This is a genomic window from Nitrospira sp., assembly GCA_029194535.1.
In the GTDB taxonomy this organism is placed as follows: Bacteria; Nitrospirota; Nitrospiria; order Nitrospirales; family Nitrospiraceae; genus Nitrospira_C.
This window is the reverse complement of sequence record JARFXR010000001.1, coordinates 568,513-589,563: the sequence shown is the minus strand read 5'-3', so window position 1 is coordinate 589,563 and position 21,051 is coordinate 568,513. Positions and strand designations below refer to the sequence as shown.

13 protein-coding genes are annotated in these 21,051 nt (G+C 54.7%); all 13 read right to left on the bottom strand.

Annotated features, from left to right (window positions below):
* Positions 1-8: 8 nt before the first annotated feature.
* The 13 genes from P0111_02720 to P0111_02660 all read right to left on the bottom strand — a co-directional run bounded on the left by P0111_02720 (position 9) and on the right by P0111_02660 (position 21,037).
* A complete protein-coding gene (locus P0111_02720) occupies positions 9-1,133 on the bottom strand; it encodes a hypothetical protein (GenBank protein MDF0642920.1) in 1,125 nt (374 codons plus the stop codon).
* Positions 1,111-3,369: a M1 family aminopeptidase gene (locus P0111_02715; GenBank protein ID MDF0642919.1), complete on the bottom strand. Its 2,259-nt coding sequence runs from the start codon at positions 3,367-3,369 to the stop codon at positions 1,111-1,113. Before P0111_02715 ends, P0111_02720 begins: the two co-directional genes overlap by 23 nt.
* Positions 3,370-3,379: 10 nt before the next feature.
* Entirely contained in the window at positions 3,380-4,165 is a 786-nt protein-coding gene (locus tag P0111_02710; protein MDF0642918.1) for a response regulator, read from the bottom strand.
* 97 nt (positions 4,166-4,262) lie between these two features.
* A complete protein-coding gene (ftsY, locus tag P0111_02705; protein MDF0642917.1) occupies positions 4,263-5,189 on the bottom strand; it encodes a signal recognition particle-docking protein FtsY in 927 nt (308 codons plus the stop codon).
* A 489-nt stretch (positions 5,190-5,678) separates the two neighbouring features.
* On the bottom strand, positions 5,679-6,743 hold the full coding sequence (locus P0111_02700; protein ID MDF0642916.1) for a PhoH family protein: 1,065 nt from the start codon (positions 6,741-6,743) through the stop codon (positions 5,679-5,681).
* A gap of 117 nt (positions 6,744-6,860) precedes the next feature.
* Complete coding sequence (locus P0111_02695; protein MDF0642915.1) at positions 6,861-7,790, bottom strand: putative Ig domain-containing protein; 930 nt, start codon at positions 7,788-7,790, stop codon at positions 6,861-6,863.
* Positions 7,791-7,852: 62 nt separating this feature from the next.
* On the bottom strand, positions 7,853-13,237 hold the full coding sequence (locus P0111_02690; protein MDF0642914.1) for a PilC/PilY family type IV pilus protein: 5,385 nt from the start codon (positions 13,235-13,237) through the stop codon (positions 7,853-7,855).
* Between the two features lie 77 nt (positions 13,238-13,314).
* Positions 13,315-13,944 (bottom strand): PilX N-terminal domain-containing pilus assembly protein, encoded by a 630-nt coding sequence (locus tag P0111_02685; protein MDF0642913.1) that lies wholly within the window; start codon positions 13,942-13,944, stop codon positions 13,315-13,317.
* A gap of 18 nt (positions 13,945-13,962) precedes the next feature.
* Positions 13,963-15,087 carry a PilW family protein gene (locus P0111_02680; protein MDF0642912.1) on the bottom strand — a complete coding sequence of 375 codons (1,125 nt, stop codon included), beginning with the start codon at positions 15,085-15,087 and terminating at the stop codon, positions 13,963-13,965.
* Positions 15,088-15,106: 19 nt separating this feature from the next.
* On the bottom strand, positions 15,107-15,610 hold the full coding sequence (locus P0111_02675) for a prepilin-type N-terminal cleavage/methylation domain-containing protein (GenBank protein MDF0642911.1): 504 nt from the start codon (positions 15,608-15,610) through the stop codon (positions 15,107-15,109).
* A gap of 17 nt (positions 15,611-15,627) precedes the next feature.
* Positions 15,628-16,095 (bottom strand): prepilin-type N-terminal cleavage/methylation domain-containing protein, encoded by a 468-nt coding sequence (locus P0111_02670; GenBank protein MDF0642910.1) that lies wholly within the window; start codon positions 16,093-16,095, stop codon positions 15,628-15,630.
* 1,611 nt (positions 16,096-17,706) lie between these two features.
* Positions 17,707-19,452, bottom strand: a complete 1,746-nt coding sequence (locus P0111_02665; protein ID MDF0642909.1) for a GspE/PulE family protein — start codon at positions 19,450-19,452, stop codon at positions 17,707-17,709.
* A gap of 112 nt (positions 19,453-19,564) precedes the next feature.
* Positions 19,565-21,037, bottom strand: coding sequence for a hypothetical protein (locus P0111_02660; protein MDF0642908.1), 1,473 nt, complete (start codon positions 21,035-21,037; stop codon positions 19,565-19,567).
* Positions 21,038-21,051 lie beyond the last annotated feature (14 nt).

Below are 21,051 nucleotides of genomic sequence, written 5' to 3'. Positions count from 1 at the left end.
CCGGCTAGTCAGGGAACCCATTCGGCAAGATACACGTTGAATTCGCCGGGTTGCTTCGCGTCGCGGTCGGAGATCCATACGAGACGTTTCCCGTCCGGAGAGAACATGGGAAAGCTATTGAACTGCCCTTCGAACGTCAAACGCTCCAATCCTGCTCCGTCGTCGCCAATCAGATACAGATGAAAACTTGGTCTGCCCCCCTCTCCTCTTGTTTCCACATTGGAGGAAAAGATGATGCGCTTGCCATCCGGGTGGAAAAACGGCGAAAAGTTCGATGCACCGTTGGATGTCACCTGTCGCTTGGCACTGCCATCAGCGTTCATCACCGCGATTTCGAGCTGCCCCGGTTCGACCAGCCGCTGATCGAGCAATTCCCTATACCGAGCCACCTCAGCCGGCTCCGTCGGATGTGACGCTCGGTAGACGATCCGCTTGCTGTTCGGTGAAAAGAAGGCGCCGCCATCGTATCCCACGTCATCGGTCAAGCGACGTGGTTTGGTTCCGTCAAGGTTCATGGCGTATAAATCAAGATCCCCGTCCCTCATGGACGTCCAGACGATCGTCCTGCCGTCGGGAGACACGGTCGCTTCCGCGTCGTAGCCCGGCGAGGTCGTGAGCCGTTGCATCTCCTGTCCGTCAATACGCACCGCGTACAGATCGTAGTCATCCAACGCCCATCGATAAGCTCCGTCGCGCTTCGGTTTGACTGGACAATTTGGTCCGGCCGCATGAGTGGAAGCAAAGAGGACCCTCCGATCGCCTGGGAAAAAGTAGCCGCACGTCGTGACACCGGCCCCGGTGCTGACCAGCCGGATCGTCTGGCTCTCGAGATCCATGACGTACATTTGGTAGCAATTCAGTCCAGCTTCAGCAGGCCGTAAGGTTGCGGCAAAGGATTCCTGCATCCAATTGTTGGTGGACTGAAAGATCAGCTTTGTGCCGTCGAAGGAAAAGTAGGCTTCTGCGTTCTGCCGGCCGAACGTCAGCTGTCGGATATTCTTCAAATGCCGTTCCATCCCAGTCGGAGGGCGTCTCACCTCAGGCGGCTTCTGCTCCTCCGCGGCACTCGTCAGACCACAGGAGATGAGAATCATCACCGCCGCCAAACCGCTACCGAATGACACGCTTCTCATCGAGGAACACCTCCATTTGCTCGCTCGGGTCACGTTCACCTGGCCATTCTCCGCGCGTGACGACAGACCCGTTCTTGAACACGACAAAACTATTCCAGCCGTAAAAAAACAGCAGCCGAGAGACGGTGGCAGCGGCCTCCGGGGTTGCCGAGTACAAGAGGGACAGGACGCTGCCCGGCCGATCAACGCGATGGCACGTGACGATGACGGCCATCCCGGGTCCATCATAGTTCTCGCCTTCTATCGCGACACCCGACTCGGTCAGATGGACTCGTTGCCCACAATGAGTCGCCAACAATGGTTGGATGACCTCTCGCCCCACGTCGTTGCCCAATAGTAACACCGACCCCTCGAGCGGAAACAGTGCGGCCGTCGCGCTCGGAATGATCGCAACATGGCCCGATTCTCCCTTGCGACTCTCCTGAGTCTCGATGCGCGCAGCTAACTCCTGATACGGGTGAGATGACGGAAATGAACCGGCGAGCATGACCGTTCGACGCGCATCGGTGACATAGTGGTTCAACATGGGCGGTAAGGATTGCCGTGGGATTCTGCGAATCAGCATTGTCTCCGGATCAAGCCGCACGTCCACGGGACGACTTGGGAGTCGGACGGTGGCCGACTGCGCCGCGTCCGCCATCTGAATATCCAGCGTATGTTCGCGTGCGTCATCCATCCGGATCCGAAGCTGGACGGGAAACCGGAACAATGGCTCACCTTGGACCATGCGTACATCAAGGTCAAATGCAGCAGCACCGTCGACAGGGCGTGCGACGGCGCGCCTGAGGGATGGTGCCGGCACACCGCTTCGCTCAATCCACTGCTTGAAAAACCAACCAAGGTCGCGGCCGCTGGTTTCGTTGAATACCAGTTCTATATCATGCCACTCCGCGTGCCGACCGAGATAGCTGGCGACCAGACGCTTTATTCCAGACCAGAACGCCTGTTCCCCAATCTCTTGCCGTAAGAGATGAAGCGTCATCGCAACCTTTTGATATCCGATTGCATTGTCGCGCTCGTCATGCTTCTGCATGAACCGACTTACAGGATAGTCACGATCACGCGGCACGTGCAGATTGTACGACCGAACGAACAGGCGCCGCTGATCACGAGCCTGAGACAGCTGACCAGTCAGTTCGTACCAATAGTAATTGGCCAGGTAGGTGGTCAGTCCTTCCACCCAGTTCCCTTTGTCCGTTTGGTTGAACACCCCGTTCCCGATCCACGAATGGACGATTTCATGGCCAAGCGCATACGGCTGGACGTAATGCCGCTTGATGATCGCGCTGCCGAGCAGGGTAAACGAGGGCATACCCAGACCGCTCGCGAAGAAATTCTCGATGACGGCAAACGTCTCAAAGGGATAGGACCCCAGAACTCCGATATAGGCATCCAGATACCGGCTGGCTGCGTCCAGATATTCGTCCGCGAGATGCGAGTCCTCGGGAAACAGGTATGTCGTCAGTTTCACTGGTTGGCCACTCTTTGCGACCCAAGGGCGTTGTTTGACGACGAATCGATTGGCCACGACCGTCAGGGCTTCGCTAGGCGTTGTCGGATTCCACTCGATCAACGCCATGTTCGCCCCTCGACATTGATCCGGCAAACAGGCGGTTGTCTTGTGTACCGTGGCTTGCGTTGCGGCCGTCCAGCTTTCCGGCAATGCGACACGAAGCGAGTACGCGCTTAGGGAGCCGGGACTGTCAGGGTACCATCGGCTTTCGCTGCTGAGATAGACACCCTCCGGGCCGATGTGGCCGGCCGTATCGCTCGGCGTGACAAAACGCAGATGTCGAGGCTCTCTGGGTGGATCATCAATCACACCCTGGTACGTGATCGTAAGTGTCATCGTCATATTCTTGGCGGAGGCGCTTGGCAACGGAATCACAATCTGCTGGACCTGTGGCGGTGCCGTATCATGCTCGATCGAGAACGCGAGTGTCTGATCGGGCTCACGCCCCGTCGAATCATCTACCCCTCCGGCAATGCGCTGCACGGCAAGTGTCGAGGCCAACGACAGACGGATAGCGGTCTCCTTCTCGGAAAGCGCCAGCGTCATGCGGTCACGACCAATCAGTTCGTGAGTTTCTGGATAGAGTTGCACAAACAGCTCATGGCGTTGAATGGCCGTTCCCTGAGATTGATACTGGTGCTCCTCGCACAGACTGAATTGTGCATGAAGCACTGTTGCGGTGAGGAGAACGAGCGCGAAGCGGAGCGCCTTGCCAGTCAGCATTCAGGAGGTTTTAACATTCGCGACAAACAAGCACAAGCTGGATGACTGAAAGCATTCGCTCAAGATCGACCGGCTTGGTGAGAACTTCCTGTGGATGGAGAGCCCACGCTTCCTCAAGAACTTCTTCGTCATGACTTCCGGTGATGATAATGACGGCGCCGCCGAATTCCTTCTGGCGAAGTCGATGCATCATCTCCACCCCGCTCATGCCAGGCAGGAAAAGATCGAGCAAGATCAAATCCGGAGGAGCTTGATCGATCATCGCGAGGGCGGCCGTCGCATCTTTCACCCCGAGAGATCGATATCCTCGAAGGCTCAAGAACTGCACTAACAATTCGCGCACCAACTGCTCATCGTCGACCACCAAGACTGTTTCGTCGGTGTCGGTCGCTGCACCCGCCGATGAGGTTTGCGAAGTCTCCACGGTGGACTTCGTGGGTCGCTGCACCACTCGGTTGACGCCTTCAACAAGGACATCCAGCGAGAGACCTTTGCGCAAGAAGTCCGTGACGCGTAGCGACCGAGCTTGATTTTCCTGAGTTTCCGTCGCACCCCCCCCAAGAATGATGACCGGTGCGTGCGGATCCATGGCTCGAATTTCCTTCAATATCATGAGTCCGTCCATCCCTGGCATCCGAAGATCCAGAATGGTGACTCGTGGTCCATGCTCACGAAAGAGAGTCAGGCCTTCTATGCCATTAGTCGCGGTGTGAACTTCATATCCATGGCGGGTAAAGACGGCCTGCAGGAGATCGCAGTTCATACGATCATCGTCAATGATCAGAAGTTTGACCATAAGACCGTCCGTCGCCAAGTGTGAGCGTCTGCCGCTTACACGCGAGCGTACCATGAGCCCGCTGCGTCAAAAAGCAAATGATGGGATCTGAGCAGCGCTATACCGGTACGCCGATAAGGGCGTCCACAAATGGCTCGGGCCGGAAATCCTGGAGATCTTCCGGTGACTCACCGACCCCGATCAGCCGCACCGGCAGCTTCAGTTCATCGGCGATGGCGACCACAATACCCCCACGAGCTGTGCCGTCCAATTTCGTAAGGACGAGGCCAGTGACCCCGACAGCCTGATTGAACTGACGCGCTTGGACAAGAGCATTTTGACCGACCGTCGCATCTATCACCAGCAGCACCTCCTGAGGCGCCTCGGGCATTCCCTGCTTCAGCACGCGACTGATCTTCCTCAACTCATCCATCAGATTCGATTTCGTATGAAGACGCCCGGCTGTATCGATCAGGACCACATCTGCGTTGCGTGCCTTGGCCGCCATTAAGCCATCGAAAGCCACGGCGGCCGGATCCGCTCCACGGCGATGACAGACGAACTCGGTGCCGATACGGTCAGACCATACCTTCAGTTGATCGATTGCCGCAGCGCGAAAGGTATCGGCCGCAACCAGGAGCGGCTTGAGCCCTCCATTTGCCAGTCGCTGCGCGATCTTTGCCAGCGTCGTCGTCTTGCCCACTCCGTTCACGCCCACAGCCAAAATGACGAATGGCTTAGTGCCTTGGGCGATTAGATCTTCGAGCCTGGGCCCTGTGGCAGGGGTGAGCGCCTGCAGCAGGGTCTGCTTCAGGACGGTCTGAACCGTGAGGATTTGTGAAGCATTGGTCCCGAGTAGTCCCTGTTTCAACTGATCCATTGTGCGTTTCACGACTGGTGCACCGAGATCAGAAAGGACCAGAGCCGTCTCTAGCTCTTCAAGCAGCGCCGGATCTGCTGTACGGCCTAAGAGCTTATCAAGGGACCCGCGAACAGCCGATCGCGTTCGAGTTAAGCCTTCATTGAGCCGTTGGAGCCATGCCATGAAATCACCGCGAACGTTTACTCGCCATTCTGACGAGAGGAGCGAGTTTTCCTAGTTGCTCCAGAAGAGTACGCTCTCGTCGGCGCATGCGTCTCGCTTCGCTATCGCTTCGTTCGTGATCGTATCCGCACAGATGGAGAATTCCGTGAATGAGCAAGACAGCGATTTCCTTCCTAAGAGATCGTCTTGCTGCACGCGCCTGCCGAATCGCAGTGGGCACAGCAATAACCACATCACCGAGCGGCCCCGTACCCGGATGCGCACGGATGGGGAAGCGAGCATCTCTGAAGGCAAATGCCAAAACATCGGTGGTGTTGTCTTTTTGACGGTACTGTCGGTTCAATCGGCGCATCCTTTGATCACCGATGAATGTCACGCTTACGTCCGAATCCTCCTCTCCCATTGCCGACAAAACCATAGATGCGAATTTCCCGACTAGGATCGGATTCACCGTCACGATCCGAGTCCGGCTTTCCACAAACACGGACATTAATGTGGTTGTCCCAAAGACGACTTGGGCGACTGCTGTGTCGGGGAAGGCGTTGACGTTCGAGCGTTAGGATAAGGTGGAGGTCGGCGACCCGGAGGTGATGCCATTGGATCCTGAGTTCGTTCGTGATGCTGATCGTAGGCCTTGATGATGTCCTGCACCAGCTTGTGCCTGACAACGTCCCGTTCGTCAAAATAGATGAATCGAATGCCTTCCACGTCGCGAAGGATATCACGGACTTCGATGAGTCCAGATACCCGCTCAGGCGGCAGATCGATCTGAGTGATATCTCCCGTCACGACAGCCTTCGAGCTGAAACCAAGCCGAGTCAGAAACATCTTCATCTGCTCGGCAGTTGCATTCTGAGCCTCATCGAGAATGACGAAAGAGTCATTCAGCGTGCGGCCTCGCATGAACGCCAAAGGTGCGATCTCAATATCGCCTCGCTCGATCGCTCTAGTGGCACGTTCCATGTCCATCATATCGAACAATGCGTCATAGAGAGGACGCAGGTACGGATTAATCTTTTCGTACATATCGCCCGGAAGAAACCCGAGCTTCTCGCCAGCCTCTACCGCTGGACGCGCCAAAATAATCCGACTAACTTGGCGCTTCATCAACGCACTCACAGCCATAGCCATGGCGAGGTAGGTCTTGCCTGTGCCGGCCGGGCCGATTCCGATCACGATGTCGTGAGTTTCAATAGCTTCGATGTATGATTTCTGAGTCGGAGTCTTCGGCGCGACGAAGCGTTTCTTCGTGACAATAGTCGTGGCTGTAGACAAGAGCTCCTTCAATGGAGCGTCGGGACTCTGCTTCAGCGCAAAGAGCGCATGCGTAATGTCTTCAGGCTGAAGAACCATTCCTTCGTTAGCGAGAGCGGCAAGCTCGGTCAGAACTCGCTCGGCGTGGCGAGTCGCATCCGGGGTTCCATCAACTGTGAGTTCCTCGCCGCGCGCTGAAAGACGCACGCCGAGATCATCTTCAATCAGCTTGAGGTGTCGGTCATGGTGACCGAACAAGACGGAGGTGTTGGTACCTTCTCGCAGCTTGAGTTTTTTCACACAATAGTGATAGCCAGCTGAATCGCTTGGTAGCTAATTGTATCAGAGTGAAGAGGACGCTGACAACCAACTCATGACGACGAACGGATTGAAAGACTGGAACGCGGGACACGGGTGTTAGGATTTCGCCTCGACTTTTGGCGAAATGTCGAACTCCTGCGATGCCCATCCTTCATGGTCATCTCGTACCATAATCTTTATGCGGAATACTCCTTGCGTGGAAGGCAAGATCGACCATTGTAGCTGACCGGTCTTTTCGTTGATGGTCATTCCAGGAGGAGCGGATTCCAATGAGAACGTAATAGGATCGTTTTCCGGATCGTTCGCGGAGACTTGATATTCAAGCTTGCCTTCAGCAACTACAGGCGAAGCGAAAGATGTGAATTTTGGAGGCTTGTTAGATATGGTCACGGGTTGTGAGCGGGCTTCCTTACCTTCCCCGCCATGGTCATGCGGGGCAACTGAAACGCTCACTGTATCTCCGCGAGAAAATCCAGTGCTGTCGAGCGTGTACTGTTCTCCCGTTAGCACCACTTGGCCATTGTGCCGCCATGTATAGTTGTACTGGACACTGTCTCCGTCGACGTCGCCACCCTCCAATTCCGCTTTGATATTGTCTCCGGCCTTAGGTTGTCTTGGTTCAAGCGTAAGAGTCTGGATCACTGGAAGCGTATTCCCCACAGACACCTCTGAGCTGCGAAGAGCGGCACCCGAGGTCTTCCCATCGTGCGGGGTCGCTTCCACGCTAACCCGATCACCTCGTTTCAGTCGCTCCGGATCGAGCGTCATCGCAGATTCGCCTGACACTTCCGTTCCATTCACGAACCAACGAAATCGTACGGTCACTTCGTCTTGGTTCGGATCTTTAGTTTCAGCGACCGCGGTCACGACACCGTGACGGGTAATTGGATTTGGTACTATTGTGAGTGAATGAATGCTAGGCTGACCATTGCCAGCAGAAGTGCCCGCAGCATAGTGATCTTCAGACGTACACCCGAGATCCAAGAACAGCACAACAATCGCCAGACCTGCAGATATCCGATACACAAAGCCCCTTTACCGACTTATTGAGACCAGATGCTCATGTCACATGTCTCATGTGTTGCCAGCTAATCGCGCTGATTGATCCATGAGAGATATCGGCTAGCGACTGTCGTCGCTGTTCCGGTATTCACACAATTGATGGCGCCGGTGCTGGATTGCGAACATCCTTTCACACCGCTCAAGCTGCCGGTGCCAGCGGAACCATCACCTTGACTTCCCAAGTGGATAGCGACGGTAGTGGCCAAACCGTCACCGAGACTTGTCTTGTTGTTGATATTCTGTCCGCTCAGCCCAACAATCGGTGAACTGTATGGTCCGCCCGTTACATAATACAACGCATAGAGATTGCTTGATCCCGCCGCCACACAGACATCACTGCTCGGCAGGAAAGTGGGGAAGAACACAATCCCTCCGAGAATCACTGGATTCGCCACCGATCGTTCACTTGGTCCACTGGCTAGGACGGTCAGTTTCGTAAACCAGCCTCTCTTGCTTTGGACCAATGAAATAAGGGATCCATATGTTCCACCGGTTGCCATCGCCGGGACACTCGTGACTTGCTGTGTCGTGGTACCGTCACATGTGCCATTGCCGAGTTGACAGATAGTAGCCGTTGACATGTCGATCAACTCATTGTTCAAGCTGTCGTCTATTCGACAACCGGTGATGGTCGCGTCATTGCATCCGCCCGAACCTTGCAGCACCGGATCTTTCACGCCCACGAGGAACTGAACCGAGGTATCGACCTTGTCACCAGTTCCGCTCAATTGAGTATAGTAACGGCCGCTTCCTGCAAAAACCCAGGTATTACCCGTCTCGTCCAATGCAAGACCTGCAGCCTGGGGCAAAGGGCCCAATGTATTTTTTGTGGATCCGGTCGCGTTCTTAAATTGATAGAGAATTTCAGATGGGGCTCTTGTCGGTGCTGGAGCTGTTGCACCTGATGGTACGCCCCACAAAGAGGGATCCGTATTGCAGACCGGAGTGGATGCTTTCCAACAACCGGTCGTGAGGCGGAGCAATTTACCTTCCCACGGGGATGCACTAATGATCTTTCCGCCGTAGATGACGTCGGCTCGATAGTCCAAGTCTCTGTCTATCGTTGATAGGTCTCCGATAAATGAATTGGGCGGGCTCGACAAGGTTCCGCCCGCATCGAAGATTGCGACAGTCGTTGAAGCCGCCGACGTTATTCTATCTTTGAGATTGACAGCGTATATCCTTGCCACCTGCCCGACACCAGCATCGTAGCTGGTTGCGCCGGACCCAACCACCACGTACCATTTGGCATCGCTATCCTGTGTCTTATCGCCGCCCAACGGGCGAACCCGGACCACGCTCGGATAACTCATGGTCAGCCCAAGGCTCGTATCCGAATAGCTCCAGAGGAGTTTCGGGAGTTTCTCTGGGTTGGTGATGTCCAAGACGAAGTATGCGCTGAAGAAGGTTCTCGCGGCATCCACGGTGGAGTCATTGTTGAAATCTGCCGCAAACGTCATGGGCGTGCCCTGACCACCCGTGCAATTCCCGCAGCTTCCTCCCATTCGGAACCCGCCGATCAGAATTGTTCCCCAGCCGTTGGGATGGTCGGCATCTGGAGCAAATATCCTCGCGTCCGTCACCTTCGGTTTCAGATCGACATAGTACACATGCGTGTAGTTGGGGTCCGCCAACCACCGAAGATGCGGCAATAGCTCTTGCGGAATATACGACCATAGTTCGTCGCCACGAACCACACCTCGACCGTCTGCAGTCGTGGAATTTGAAAACCATCCATGCTCTATTTTTCCAGCGGGAGCGGACCCGCTGGTATCATCGCCCTTATGATAAAACCCTACGTTAAACGCGTGAAGCATGCCGTCGTTGGCTCCAAGATAGGCAACCTGGCGGCGTCCCTTGTACTGCTGGAAAAAGGCTGTGTACGTTGCATCGCCATACAACACGTCGTATCGCTCTTTAGGATCTCCGACAATAACGGGCGTTGAATAGACTGAATCGCCAAGTTTCCACACCATCGCAGCGGGAACGTTACTGTCGTTCTTCACTGTCAACGTGCGATCTCGAAGACCTGCGATCTGGTTGCCACGTATAAAATTGATCACGTTGGCCGCTGTGAGGGCAGCTGGGGCCCCACTCAGATTGAGATAACCGGCGAGCTTGCTCTGATTACTGGTATCGAACGAAATGAACTCGCCCGAAGGTGTCGCGGAGCCAGCGCTGCTCACGACTTTGTCATTGTCCATGTCCACCCAGGTGTAAATGTATCGATTCGCGGGTGGCATGATGGCTAAACGACGTCCTCCTTCCCAAATTGGATTGATATCGGTGATGGCCTTGTCGCATTGATGCGGTGAGTCGTCGCAGAAGGCGGTGTCGAGAATGCCATCAGGAGGAACGGTCGTATCTCTAGTTGGGTCAGCTTTGCCGTCACCGTTCGAATCAACAAAAATGTCAACAGCCAGGCGGTCGTTAACCAAGTCGTACCGGGTCACAACAATTCGATCCTCGGTGAGCACCAGGCGGCCGTCGCCATTCGTATCTTCGCGGAGGTTTCCATACGTGTCGACAAAGAGCCCGTGCACATATCCGGCGTATTTGACCTCGCGAGTTCCTTCGAACTGGGTCGGATAGAAATAGGACTGATAGAGGGCGCCTTCGCCGCTTGTCGAGGACGACAAGACCGACGCGGCAGTACCAGATGACGTTTGGTTCAGAATCGCCGCGAAGGCGGCAGCGAGCTTGCCTTCGAGTTCCAGCGGGTTTTGGGCATAAAAGTATGTGTCCGGCACTCCATCGCCGTCCGCATCCCATTCTGACGTCTTATCAGGGAGGTTATAGCCCGTCGTCGCGGACTTGTCGCCCTCTTTGAACCCTCCGTATTTGGCTGCATACCAGAGAGGATCTTTCAGTAGGCCGGCGTTTGTTCCATTGGCCGTGAATGTTCTCTCGACCCAAATATTCGTATACGGTGACGACGTATCTGAAGTCCATCCGCCGGTAGTGTTATACCGTTGGCATTCTTGCCCGTTTCCCGATCCGGTGGGAATACTTCCGCCGCAGCGAACGTCATAGTACTCGCCAGCACCCGTGAGAATATTATTCAACGTTGCTGCTGGAGTTGTGGCGCTGTGACCGGCCGCACTCACTCCGTTGATGTAGAATCCCGCCCAGTTGCCATTTCCCGCATTCGAGTATATGGGCTTGGTCTTTACTGTAATCGTGGAAGATCCGTTGGTCTTGACGTAGAGGCGATACCGCATATCCAAGTCGTAGTCTCCACCATAGGTCGCATCATCCCACATGATTTCGTAGCAAGAGGTATAGCCGTTCCCTGTTTCGGTGGTCCAATCTGCATCATTCACGCAGATATCGAATGCCACCAGTTGTCCTTTGTTTCCTCCGGTCCCCGCCGAACTCGCCCAGGCCCCTTGCCCGGCAGTTGTGCATCCGTTGTAGCGATTTGAATCACTCGCTGGCGCGCCTCCTGATGCCGCCGGACAGCCGCTGTGAAAGGCCGGGGTAAGTTGGACCTTGTTGGACCCTACGGAAAATTCCAACACGGGAACCGGTGCACTGGCGACCACAGCATATGTCGTAATGTTCTGCTTCACCAAATTGGCCGTATCATTGCCAAGAGCGCCGCGAAGGTCCGTCGTCTTCGCATAGTGAGCCAGAATCGGAAGGTAATAGGATCCATATTTGTTCGGCTCTTCCGGGCAGAGGCCTCGGATATTTAAGAACGTCGTCGTCGCCTTGGCTGAGCAGATACTATTGGCGGAGCCGCCATTCACTTCTCCGATAAAAACAGAGCTAATCGGATCCAGCGTATTCATCGATGAGGTGGAGAGCAGGGCTGAAACGTCGATCCCGGTGTCATTTGTGGTAGGAGTGACCTGGTTTGGGGCAGAGGTCCAAGCTTGGGCTCCCGGCAACTGGTCTGAGTCGTGCGACGGGAAGGCATCCCCGAACATCAAGACGAAGGGCTTCGCGCAGTACTCACAAATAGGTGGCGACCCCGTGTATGGATCGCCATATCCATTGTTGGATTCGATTGGGAAGGTATTGGATGCGTATGTGCCATTTCCAATCGCATAACTCGTAATGCTGTTGTCGGGGCCGTTGCCGGAGGTCTTATAAAACTGTGTGGTTGCATTGCCGGAACCTGCCAGGCCCCTAAAATAGCGTATCGCTTCATAGAACATTTCGGCGAAGGGCTCGCCCCAGCTCTTGCAATTACCTTCCGAGGGAATTCCTCCATCTACGCTACAATTCCCATCATTCCCACCGGCAGAGTAGTTATTGCCGCCAAAATTGTATCCAACGATCCTGAACATATCGATCGTCTTGATGACCTTTGAAGTAGACAATATCTGCCCCGTTCGTTTGTTGATCTCCTGGGTGTAGAGGTCGGTGGCCTTACTCCGTAGCACACCACCGCTAAAGTTGCGCTCATAGCTGCCTGAAATCAGACCGAACCGCATGGTCACTGTGTCATCCGCGGTGCCGACACTTCCATTGGAATTCACCGCCATGCGTTGGATCAAACCCTGCGGCTTATACGTATACGTGCTTGTCGGGCTGGGAGTGTTGTTGTCGTAGTACGTGTCGCAATTCGATTCAAGCCCGACGGTCCAATCGCATACTTTAACGGCCACCCGATAAGTTACCTTAAGTTCTCCACCGAACAAACCGACACCGTTCGCAGTTCGCTCACATTGCCGTACCTCGGTACTATCGGCATCGGGCCAGTTCCCGTCCAAGACCATCATGTAGCCGACTGTTTCACTACTAGCACTGTTGGTATTGCAAATCGTGACGGCGCCGGAGGCGATACCCAGCGCGGTTGTCGGCACCAAAGAACTCAGGTTGCTACCAGAGTAAGGCTTCGCCCAGGAATGTGCATCACGAGGAGTAATGGTTCGTCCCAAGACTGTTAGGCCGTTGTTTCCAGTCATTGACGAGGTTGAAGTACCGGCGTCATCCACGATGCGCTTTCCCCCGTAAAGCACCTTCCGGATGATGTCGATCCGCGCCATCGTCGCCCAGTTGAGAAAGTTTCCGCTCCATTTGGCCGTGCAGAAGTGACCATAGGATCCAGCACCAGCCGCGGCCGGATTGAAGCGTCCCGTACCGCCGAATCCCGTTCCTCCCGAGTAGTCGTAGCATTTCTTCGGGTCGAAATAGCCGACGTAATCGATGTTGTCCTTGTACGTCGTGTCGACCGCGGCATCCCCGCCAGGTTTTCCATTGTCCAGATCGACAATGTCGTTATACCCCTTGAAGAAAAGCCTATGGTCTTTGGTCATCATTAGCATGACAGCTGGTGGAACTGTCTTGGTAATAAAAGGTGGATAGGCCGTGTAGTTATTCATCGTGACTTGAGCGACGGCGGAGTGGTCAACGATGCCACCGACAACGGCGAGCAGGAGAGCTAACATCAGTTTGTTCATGATCCTACCCCTCCTCATTACAGCTTTCTCAACTCTCATTCGCCTCAACCACAACATGCGTCGGTTCGTCCTTAGAGCTATAGTTTTCTCTGACAGGTTTCACCCGTTAGAGTGCAAGCGTACACGCCAACGATCCGGCTTTCGGTCCCGGTCGCCACGAGTGTGGCTCTGCAATCCACTCGATAGAGGACATCAACACCTCCACCCGCACTTCCTGATCCCGCTCCTTCATAGCCTGCGGCGAACTGCATGCCGGATCCCGCCTTCGCTTGAAGATACAGACGGTCGATGTCACCTCGCACGGAGTACCCATTGATTGTCTGATCGTAGTCCGGCCCCAAAGCCCCTGTCCCTGTCACCGTATCCACGTGGTTGTCGGCTTGGCCGTTGATTTCCATGGTGAGGGATGGATTGGCTGAAGTCTCCGCTCCAGTTGGAACCGGTCCGCTCGAACTAACTACCGCCGCCTGCACCGAACCGTTCTCGATCGTTTGCTGGATGATCTTTACCGAAGAACTCAGACAAGACTCCGCAGCATCGGCTGCCACTTCAGTCGTCCGTTGAAATCCCGCGATGCGGTTCTCAAGTCCCGTGACAGTCATTGCGGCGATACCCAATACCGTCAGGATCAGCATGAGGATCATGACCATCAAAAAGGCCACGCCTCGCTCACTTCTGATCAAACCGTTCGCCTCATCGACTGGCATATTGACTCCTGCTCCAATTTATTGCTCGACGTTTCGAGCGTCCACCGTCCTCGTCAACTGACGGCGTCTGAACTGCTGATACGTTGAAGGGACATATCCAGGATCATTGGAATGAATATGGTCGCTAATTGTCAGAGGACCTGCCGTCAATACTCCAGCCTGCTGGGCCTCACCAAGCCCCTGGTCTCTCACCGACTGTCTGGCAACGACATTGACCTGAACTAGCCTGATGGTGGCTGGATCGAATGTGAGAGGAGACCACACTCTGTTGGTCTGCCAGTCTCCAACGTCGAATGTATTGTTCGCGTTCCAGTCGTCAATGACCCCGTCAGGCACACCTGTCTTGACGGCGGCATTGCAGCCATCACAGGCAAGCGCGAATTGAATATCCTCGATACCATCAACGATATTAGTTGTCGTGGGCGAGGCTGTTCCTGTGTCCACAGTTCGGAGTAAGCAAGGTCCAGTTGTTCCACACGCCGCTGCATCTGCTCCGATCGAGTAGGTTATGCACTGCAACAGATAGACTTGGGTTCCCACAGGAAATGTAACAGGCAGATTGAACCCATTGCTAAAGTTCACCGCGGATCCACTACTGGACGACACCTGTGCCGTCAGAACACCTCCGACAGTGACATAGGCATTCGAACCGTTCACCATGCCTTCGGCCTGCATCTCCGAAACGGCGACTGCATTAAGAGTAATGGCGGAGAAGGAACTCGCCGGTGCAACCGGCACAACCTGGGAAATGATCCATCCTGGATTGGTTCGAGGAACAACGAGGGAAAGAGTATCCGGGCCATCGTCATTCGGGAGGGCCGAGGGGGTCGAAACCTTATCAACAGGTCTGATCGCTGAACTTGTTGCCCCGGGAGCACAGTTTCCCGCAGTACCTCCGACAGGCGCATTGGGAGACAACGGCATTCGGAAACCAGCCAGCTTGACGTCGCGGGCGATCAGTTCCATAGCCAATCGGGCATTCTGCTGGGTACCTGCCGCTTGTTCATTTGCTTTAGTGGACTTATCGGTCGTTGTCAGCACCGTGAAACCTGCTGTCACAATTATGCCTGTCACGGCAAGTGCGATCATCAACTCCACCAACGTGATGCCATGTTGCGAGTGTCTTCGGTGTCGAGTACTCATGGCGACGATGTCCTTACCTTCACTCCGGGGCGATCACTGTCACCAGGGTGATGCTCTTTGGCATAAGAGAAGCGCTTCCAATGTTTGAGTTAGCCGTCCAGTCGAGCCTCACGGTGACGGTGCTGCGCGTGAGCCCCAGCGGATCCAATGTAGGAGGAGCCGGATTCAAGACCACTGTGCCTGTAATGTTGTTGAGACCTGAATTGAGCAGCAAGGTCCTCCACTGGACGCAATCGCCGTTAGCCATAACGTTCACAATTACCGTTGGACATGTCGTGACCGCGGAACTAACATTTACGTTGTGATAGGCAGTAACATTACGTCGGTTGAATTGAATTCGCTCGACTATATCGGCGGCAAGATTGCTTACCCGCGTCATCTCATTTCCGTTAATGTTTCTCTTCAGCGACATGGCTTGCATTCCGGATAGAGCAAGCAATCCGACGGCTAGTATCAAGGCCGCCACCATGCTCTCGATCAGTGTAAATCCACACTCGCTTTCGCTTACGATTCCCTTGGCCATGCGTGACTCCGATTCAGCTATGAACATGAAGTCTTTGCACACCAACTCACCTTCCCGGAGGGCAATACCAAGAGTGTGTAAATAAGTCCCCGCTCATTCTGTATCTGGATCGTTTGAGACGCTGCCGTTGTGCTCAATCCCATGGAAGAGAAGTTCACCGTAGCCGGTCCACCAGGAAGGGTCGTTACGCGGGGCATCAACGTGCGCGTGGGGAAAATCTGTTGGCCACCTGAAACACCGCTCACCTCGATCAGTGCTCCCGACGCTTGAATCGTAACGCTTGCCTGTCTATTCCTATTCATCGCCACTAACTTCGCCAGATTCAGGTCCCCCGTGATTTCACTCATGGCCTGGTTCAATTGGTAACGCGCTAGCCATTCGTTGATGGCAGGAACAGCGATGATTGAGGCAATACCGATGATCGCCACCACAATCATCAATTCGACCATCGTAAATCCGTTTTCTCTACCATTCTTATTGCTCATATCCGCTCACTACTTGTGCAAGTTCATCGAAAGGTCCCCACGAGGGTGAGCAAGCATTATGCCATTCGTCACGCGCAGCCAAACCCATTCAAGCATTGGATTAATCGGTCTTCTTCACTCTACGCTGCCTCAGAATCTCGGACGAGAGCAGACAAATTTCGTCATGGAAGTTCTGATTTTGCGCGCGATTTGAAATGTCGCAAGTTGCCACGGGACGCGTCACACCCCAGAGATGCTATCGTGCAATGGAGCCGCGCAAAGCTTCAAGAACTTCAGAAGCCCTAAGGTATGTATGTATGATTGACTCCTAGTTTGCCTCGAGGGGAGATGAGAAGCGGGTGGATGTCGTCGCCGCGACTGTCTGAACTGTAGGGATCACACACGTACTTCCAATGAACCGATGTGTATTCCCGCTCCATGAATGGCGATCAGGAATAGCTTCGACACCGACGAATCTGGGTTCAGCTCGATGCCGAAACCAAGGATGTGGACTTGGTCTGTCGGCGTTACGGCATCGGCAGTCCCACCTTACGGCTGTGGTTGGAAGAAATTGTATCGAACTGGGACGCAGAACTAGTCAGCCTGAACCGGACCCCGCATCCTTCACGCGCCGCCTCCTCGATCAGAAACGCATCGGCCTGATTTTAGTCATACAAGATGAGCGCTAGCCTGGGGCAAAAGGCATCCAAGCTGAATTACTACGCCATCATGAGCTTCGCCTGTCCACTGCCACAATCTGGAAGGTTCTTCATCCGCACGAGCAAGCCCCCCTGGCCCTCAGCCGACCACCGGAGAACCCACGATGCTATAGCCGTCCAGTGCCTGGAGACCGCGTTTAAGTCGATACGATGAAAGTCAGCGCCGACCGCTTCCAGTATGCTGCCACCGACGACTGCACACGCCTTCAGGTGCTCGGCCTGCATCCCTGGCGTACCGCCAACCATGCGGTTCGCTTCCTGGAGCGTCGCATGAGCGAACAGTCTCTGTTTCCGATCCAGCGAGTCAAGACAGATCGCGATGGGGACTTTTCGGCATGGTCTTCCAGGAGGCCTTGCAACGCTCTTGCTTCAAGTTCAGACCTAGCCGCTCACGAACTCTCCACCTCAAAGGGTAAGGTCGAGCGTTCTCAGCAATCCGATTGGGCCGAATTGTATTCCGCGATGGACGTAAGGATCCGTCGCTGCCTGACCTTCTCGCGGATTGGCAGTTCTTATGTTACTGGCATCATCCTCACAGCGCATCAGGCAGGAAGACTCCGATGGACCCTTGCTGTGAACTTTTGGAATCCACTCCCTTACAAGAAGAGGTGGAAGGTCAGTACCAGCTCAAACAGGAACGCGCCAGAGTCCCTCGATTTGCAACCGATCAGCAGCTAGCGGAATTGCAAGGATGTCGGTGAGCTTCACACCTGAAGCACGGTCTACTTACCTTGTCACAGAGTCGCAATCTGGCATCCTGCTGACAATCTCCACTCCTACTTGCAACTCGAACCCACTGGTTCAAATCCACGCCAGACTATGAGCGTTGGCCATAGACCTTCCATTTTGAGTCACACCATTGTCGACACCTATCAAGATAATTGGCTACAGAGAAGAGGGGAGGTGTGTGAATCTATTTCATTGCGACGGCCCGCACCTGAGCATAGACAGTCAAGCCTCGAAGAACTTTGGTGATGCCATTCTGAAGCAACGTTTCCATGCCTCCCTGCGTTGCCACGCCGAGCATCTCGCTCGCCGGCGCTTTCGACTGAATAAGCTTCTTTAGTTGATCAGACACGACCAGGAACTCATGGATCGCCACTCGTCCTCTAAATCCCGTCCGATTGCATGCTTGGCAGCCGCGACCGCGGTGTAGGGTCGCACGATTCTGGTCATCCCCATTAAGCTCAGCCAAGAATCGGCCTCCATAACCCTGCATCAGCTCGTCCCACTCTTGACGAGACGGTCGATATGCTTCCTTGCATTCGCCGCAAATCTTCTTACAGAGTCGTTGCGCGAGAATACCAAGGATGGAGTCCGCGAAGTTAAAGGAATCGCAGCCGAGATCAAGAAGTCTGATGACGGTCTCCACCGCGCTATTGGTATGCAGAGTGCTCAATACCAGGTGCCCGGTCAAAGAAGCCTCGATCGCGATATCGGCAGTCTCCTTGTCGCGCATTTCTCCGATCATGATTACATCCGGGTCGGCCCGCAGGAATGCGCGCATGGCCGTCGAGAACGTCAGGCCAATCTTCTGATGGACTTGGACTTGCCTGAGCCCATCTTGCGTAATTTCAATCGGGTCTTCCGCGGTCCAGATTTTCCGTTCATCGGTATTGATATGCCTAAGCAGGGCGTGCAGTGTGGTTGTCTTTCCCGATCCTGTAGGTCCTACGCACAGTAGAAGACCGTGAGGCTTTTCGGAGAGACCTTTGATCGCCTCCAGCGTCGCGCCAGAAAACTCCATCGCATTCAGGGACATCGGCTCTTTCGCCGTCAGCAGGCGGAGAACAACATCCTCCTCACCTCCTGCGGTAGGAAGCGTCGCGACGCGCAGCTCGATATTCCGGCTTGTGGACAGCTTAAATGCAATCTTTCCGTCCTGCGGCTTGCGTCGTTCAGCGATATCCAGATTGGCCATGATCTTCAGTCTCGATACGATGGCGCGACGATACGCCGCCGGAATCTTCATGTGTGTAAAGCACGACCCATCGACTCGATAGCGAACAGCGGTATCCTTTCGATCCGCGTAGGGTTCAATATGGAGGTCCGATGCGCTCAATCGATCCGCCTCCAGGATCATGTGATTCGCCAGCCGCACTATCGCCGAATCATTTTCGTCAACAGTGCTGGTGGGATTCTCGAGCGGTTGAACGACAGGAATGTCATGGACGAGTTCGCTCAGAATCTCTCCGAGCAGCGTGTTCTTTGCCGGTCTGGCGACGGCAGCCAAGAACTGCTCGACATCTCGCTTCAGCCCAACGCTGTAACGAATCGAGGCGCCCGAGAATGCTCTTCTGACATCCCAGTTCTTTTCAGGATCGTTGGGATCGGTGGTGAGGACGTCTATGAGGGTGCCATGTCGTGCAATCGGCAACCATAAATTTCTCTTGAGGTAGTCGATATTAAGCGTCTTGAATAGCTCGGCGTCGATGATCGTTCGCTCGTCATAGGGCAAGTAGGGACATTGGTAAAACTCGCTGAGCGCGGTCCCCACCGCCTCCTTCGGCACTTGATACGTATCAAGCAGAATTCCTTCTAGGTCTTCGCCTCCCTTAGCCTCCTCTATCGCGGCTTCTACATCTATCGGAGCAACGCACCCTCGAAGCACCAAAGCATCCAGCACATTCTGCTCGAGCACGTACCGAGGTCGAGACACAAGTCTCGTTACTGGTTGGCGAGTGAGTTCCGAATGACCTTCGCCGTCTTCCATTCATCGCCCTGATGCCCCAGACCAGGTTCGATCGTCAAGACTTCGCTCTCGGCTGAATTCACAAGACTCGCCAGCTCCGAGGAGCCTTGTATACGACGGGCAAACCACGAAAGAGTCCCTGCGCCAAGTCGGCGTCATACCAGATCTCGAGACTTGCTCCTCGGTTTGTACTCACGACGGTCCCTCCGGCCTTTGCTGCACCGAACAGTTTTACTGGTTGCTCGACGGTAATTGACCCACCTACCCAGAGGAGGCCACGCAAATGGATCCCTGAGAGTTGAACCGGTATTCTCGTTCCCAGAGCCCTTGTTCCGTTCTGGGCCGGGGTCAGAACAGGAAATGATCGGCCTGGACCTTGCGACCTTAGGACCACGTGACCGTGCACAATCAGCACGGACTCAAGATAGTCTGCATCTAACACCAGTGTCCCCATATTATTTGGACTTGGCGGCTCGCCATCGATAGTATCGATGAATACTAGGCCACGATTATCGCCGACTGTCTGAGAGGCAAGCAATTCGGAAGAGGAGAAACCCCGCTCCCCTTCTGATGCATCCTGATGATGAAGCAACCCTTCTCCATCGAGTCGATAGTAGACTCCGTAGCGTAGCGCCGTCTGTTTCATTGACTCATAGTCCCACTGGTCTAATCGGACGCCTGGCAGTGGGGACTGTTGAAGGTGGACGCTCTGCGGCGGAACCGGATTCACACTCTGGCCAGGAGGCGGGACAATCACTGTTAACTCACCACCGATCCAGTATTCAACCCAACGATCGACCGCTTGCTTGAGTAAATCATAGGGTTGCCCCGTCACCGGAGCGTCGCCAGTCTTCACCGCGATGTCCTCTAGTCTTCTCACGACCAGGTTACCTTCGACACGTTGATCTCCCCAATGAACCCGTACTGGGGATTCCCCGTCTGCCTGAGCGGTCCCGAGCCCTCCTCCAACCTGTATCGCCGCCCGTATGGGAGGAATAGACAGAGCACCAAGCTGAATCTGAACCGTTCTTGTCAAGGGCCTTGCCCCAATGGTTGAAGCCGTTATCTCCATCGTAGCCAGCAATCCGGGGCGAAGGGGACCATATAATTTGAATCGTGTGAGACGCCCGATGCCCCGTAGGGCTTCCACGAATCCGCTTGGCGGCCCGTTCAGGATGGTATTGTCTGCAGCGTTGGCCGCATCGAACAGGATATCCGGATGCTCCGCCGTTCCAACAAATTGCGAACGGAGTGCGGCATCGAAGAAGGAAGGACCGGTCGTGGGATCCCCCTGTCGTCTGGCCAACAATTCTCGCACAGTCGCCGGCGTGGTGCTCGGATCATGAAACCAGTTCATAGCCAAGTCCGTCGCTGAGTCAGCGAGCTGTTCTGCGATTGTTTCCTCCTTCATGGCCGAGATTCCTGGTCTGTCTTGACCGGCCAGATACAGCGATGACATCCCAAGCATGGAGAGAATCAGCATGAGCATGAGCGTGACCAAGAGCACATGGCCATCTTCTCGCTCCGACTTCATTATCATTTGATGGCACATGACCACCTCCTCAG

Bases quoted from the DNA above. Each gene is read 5' to 3' on its own strand.
- P0111_02720 (MDF0642920.1), bottom strand. From the start codon at position 1,133: ATGAGAAGCGTGTCATTCGGTAGCGGTTTGGCGGCGGTGATGATTCTC.
- P0111_02715 (MDF0642919.1), bottom strand. From the start codon at position 3,369: ATGCTGACTGGCAAGGCGCTCCGCTTCGCGCTCGTTCTCCTCACCGCA.
- P0111_02710 (MDF0642918.1), bottom strand. From the start codon at position 4,165: ATGGTCAAACTTCTGATCATTGACGATGATCGTATGAACTGCGATCTC.
- ftsY (MDF0642917.1), bottom strand. From the start codon at position 5,189: ATGGCATGGCTCCAACGGCTCAATGAAGGCTTAACTCGAACGCGATCG.
- P0111_02690 (MDF0642914.1), bottom strand. From the start codon at position 13,237: ATGAACAAACTGATGTTAGCTCTCCTGCTCGCCGTTGTCGGTGGCATC.
- P0111_02685 (MDF0642913.1), bottom strand. From the start codon at position 13,944: ATGCCAGTCGATGAGGCGAACGGTTTGATCAGAAGTGAGCGAGGCGTG.
- P0111_02680 (MDF0642912.1), bottom strand. From the start codon at position 15,087: ATGAGTACTCGACACCGAAGACACTCGCAACATGGCATCACGTTGGTG.
- P0111_02675 (MDF0642911.1), bottom strand. From the start codon at position 15,610: ATGGCCAAGGGAATCGTAAGCGAAAGCGAGTGTGGATTTACACTGATC.
- P0111_02670 (MDF0642910.1), bottom strand. From the start codon at position 16,095: ATGAGCAATAAGAATGGTAGAGAAAACGGATTTACGATGGTCGAATTG.
- P0111_02660 (MDF0642908.1), bottom strand. From the start codon at position 21,037: ATGTGCCATCAAATGATAATGAAGTCGGAGCGAGAAGATGGCCATGTG.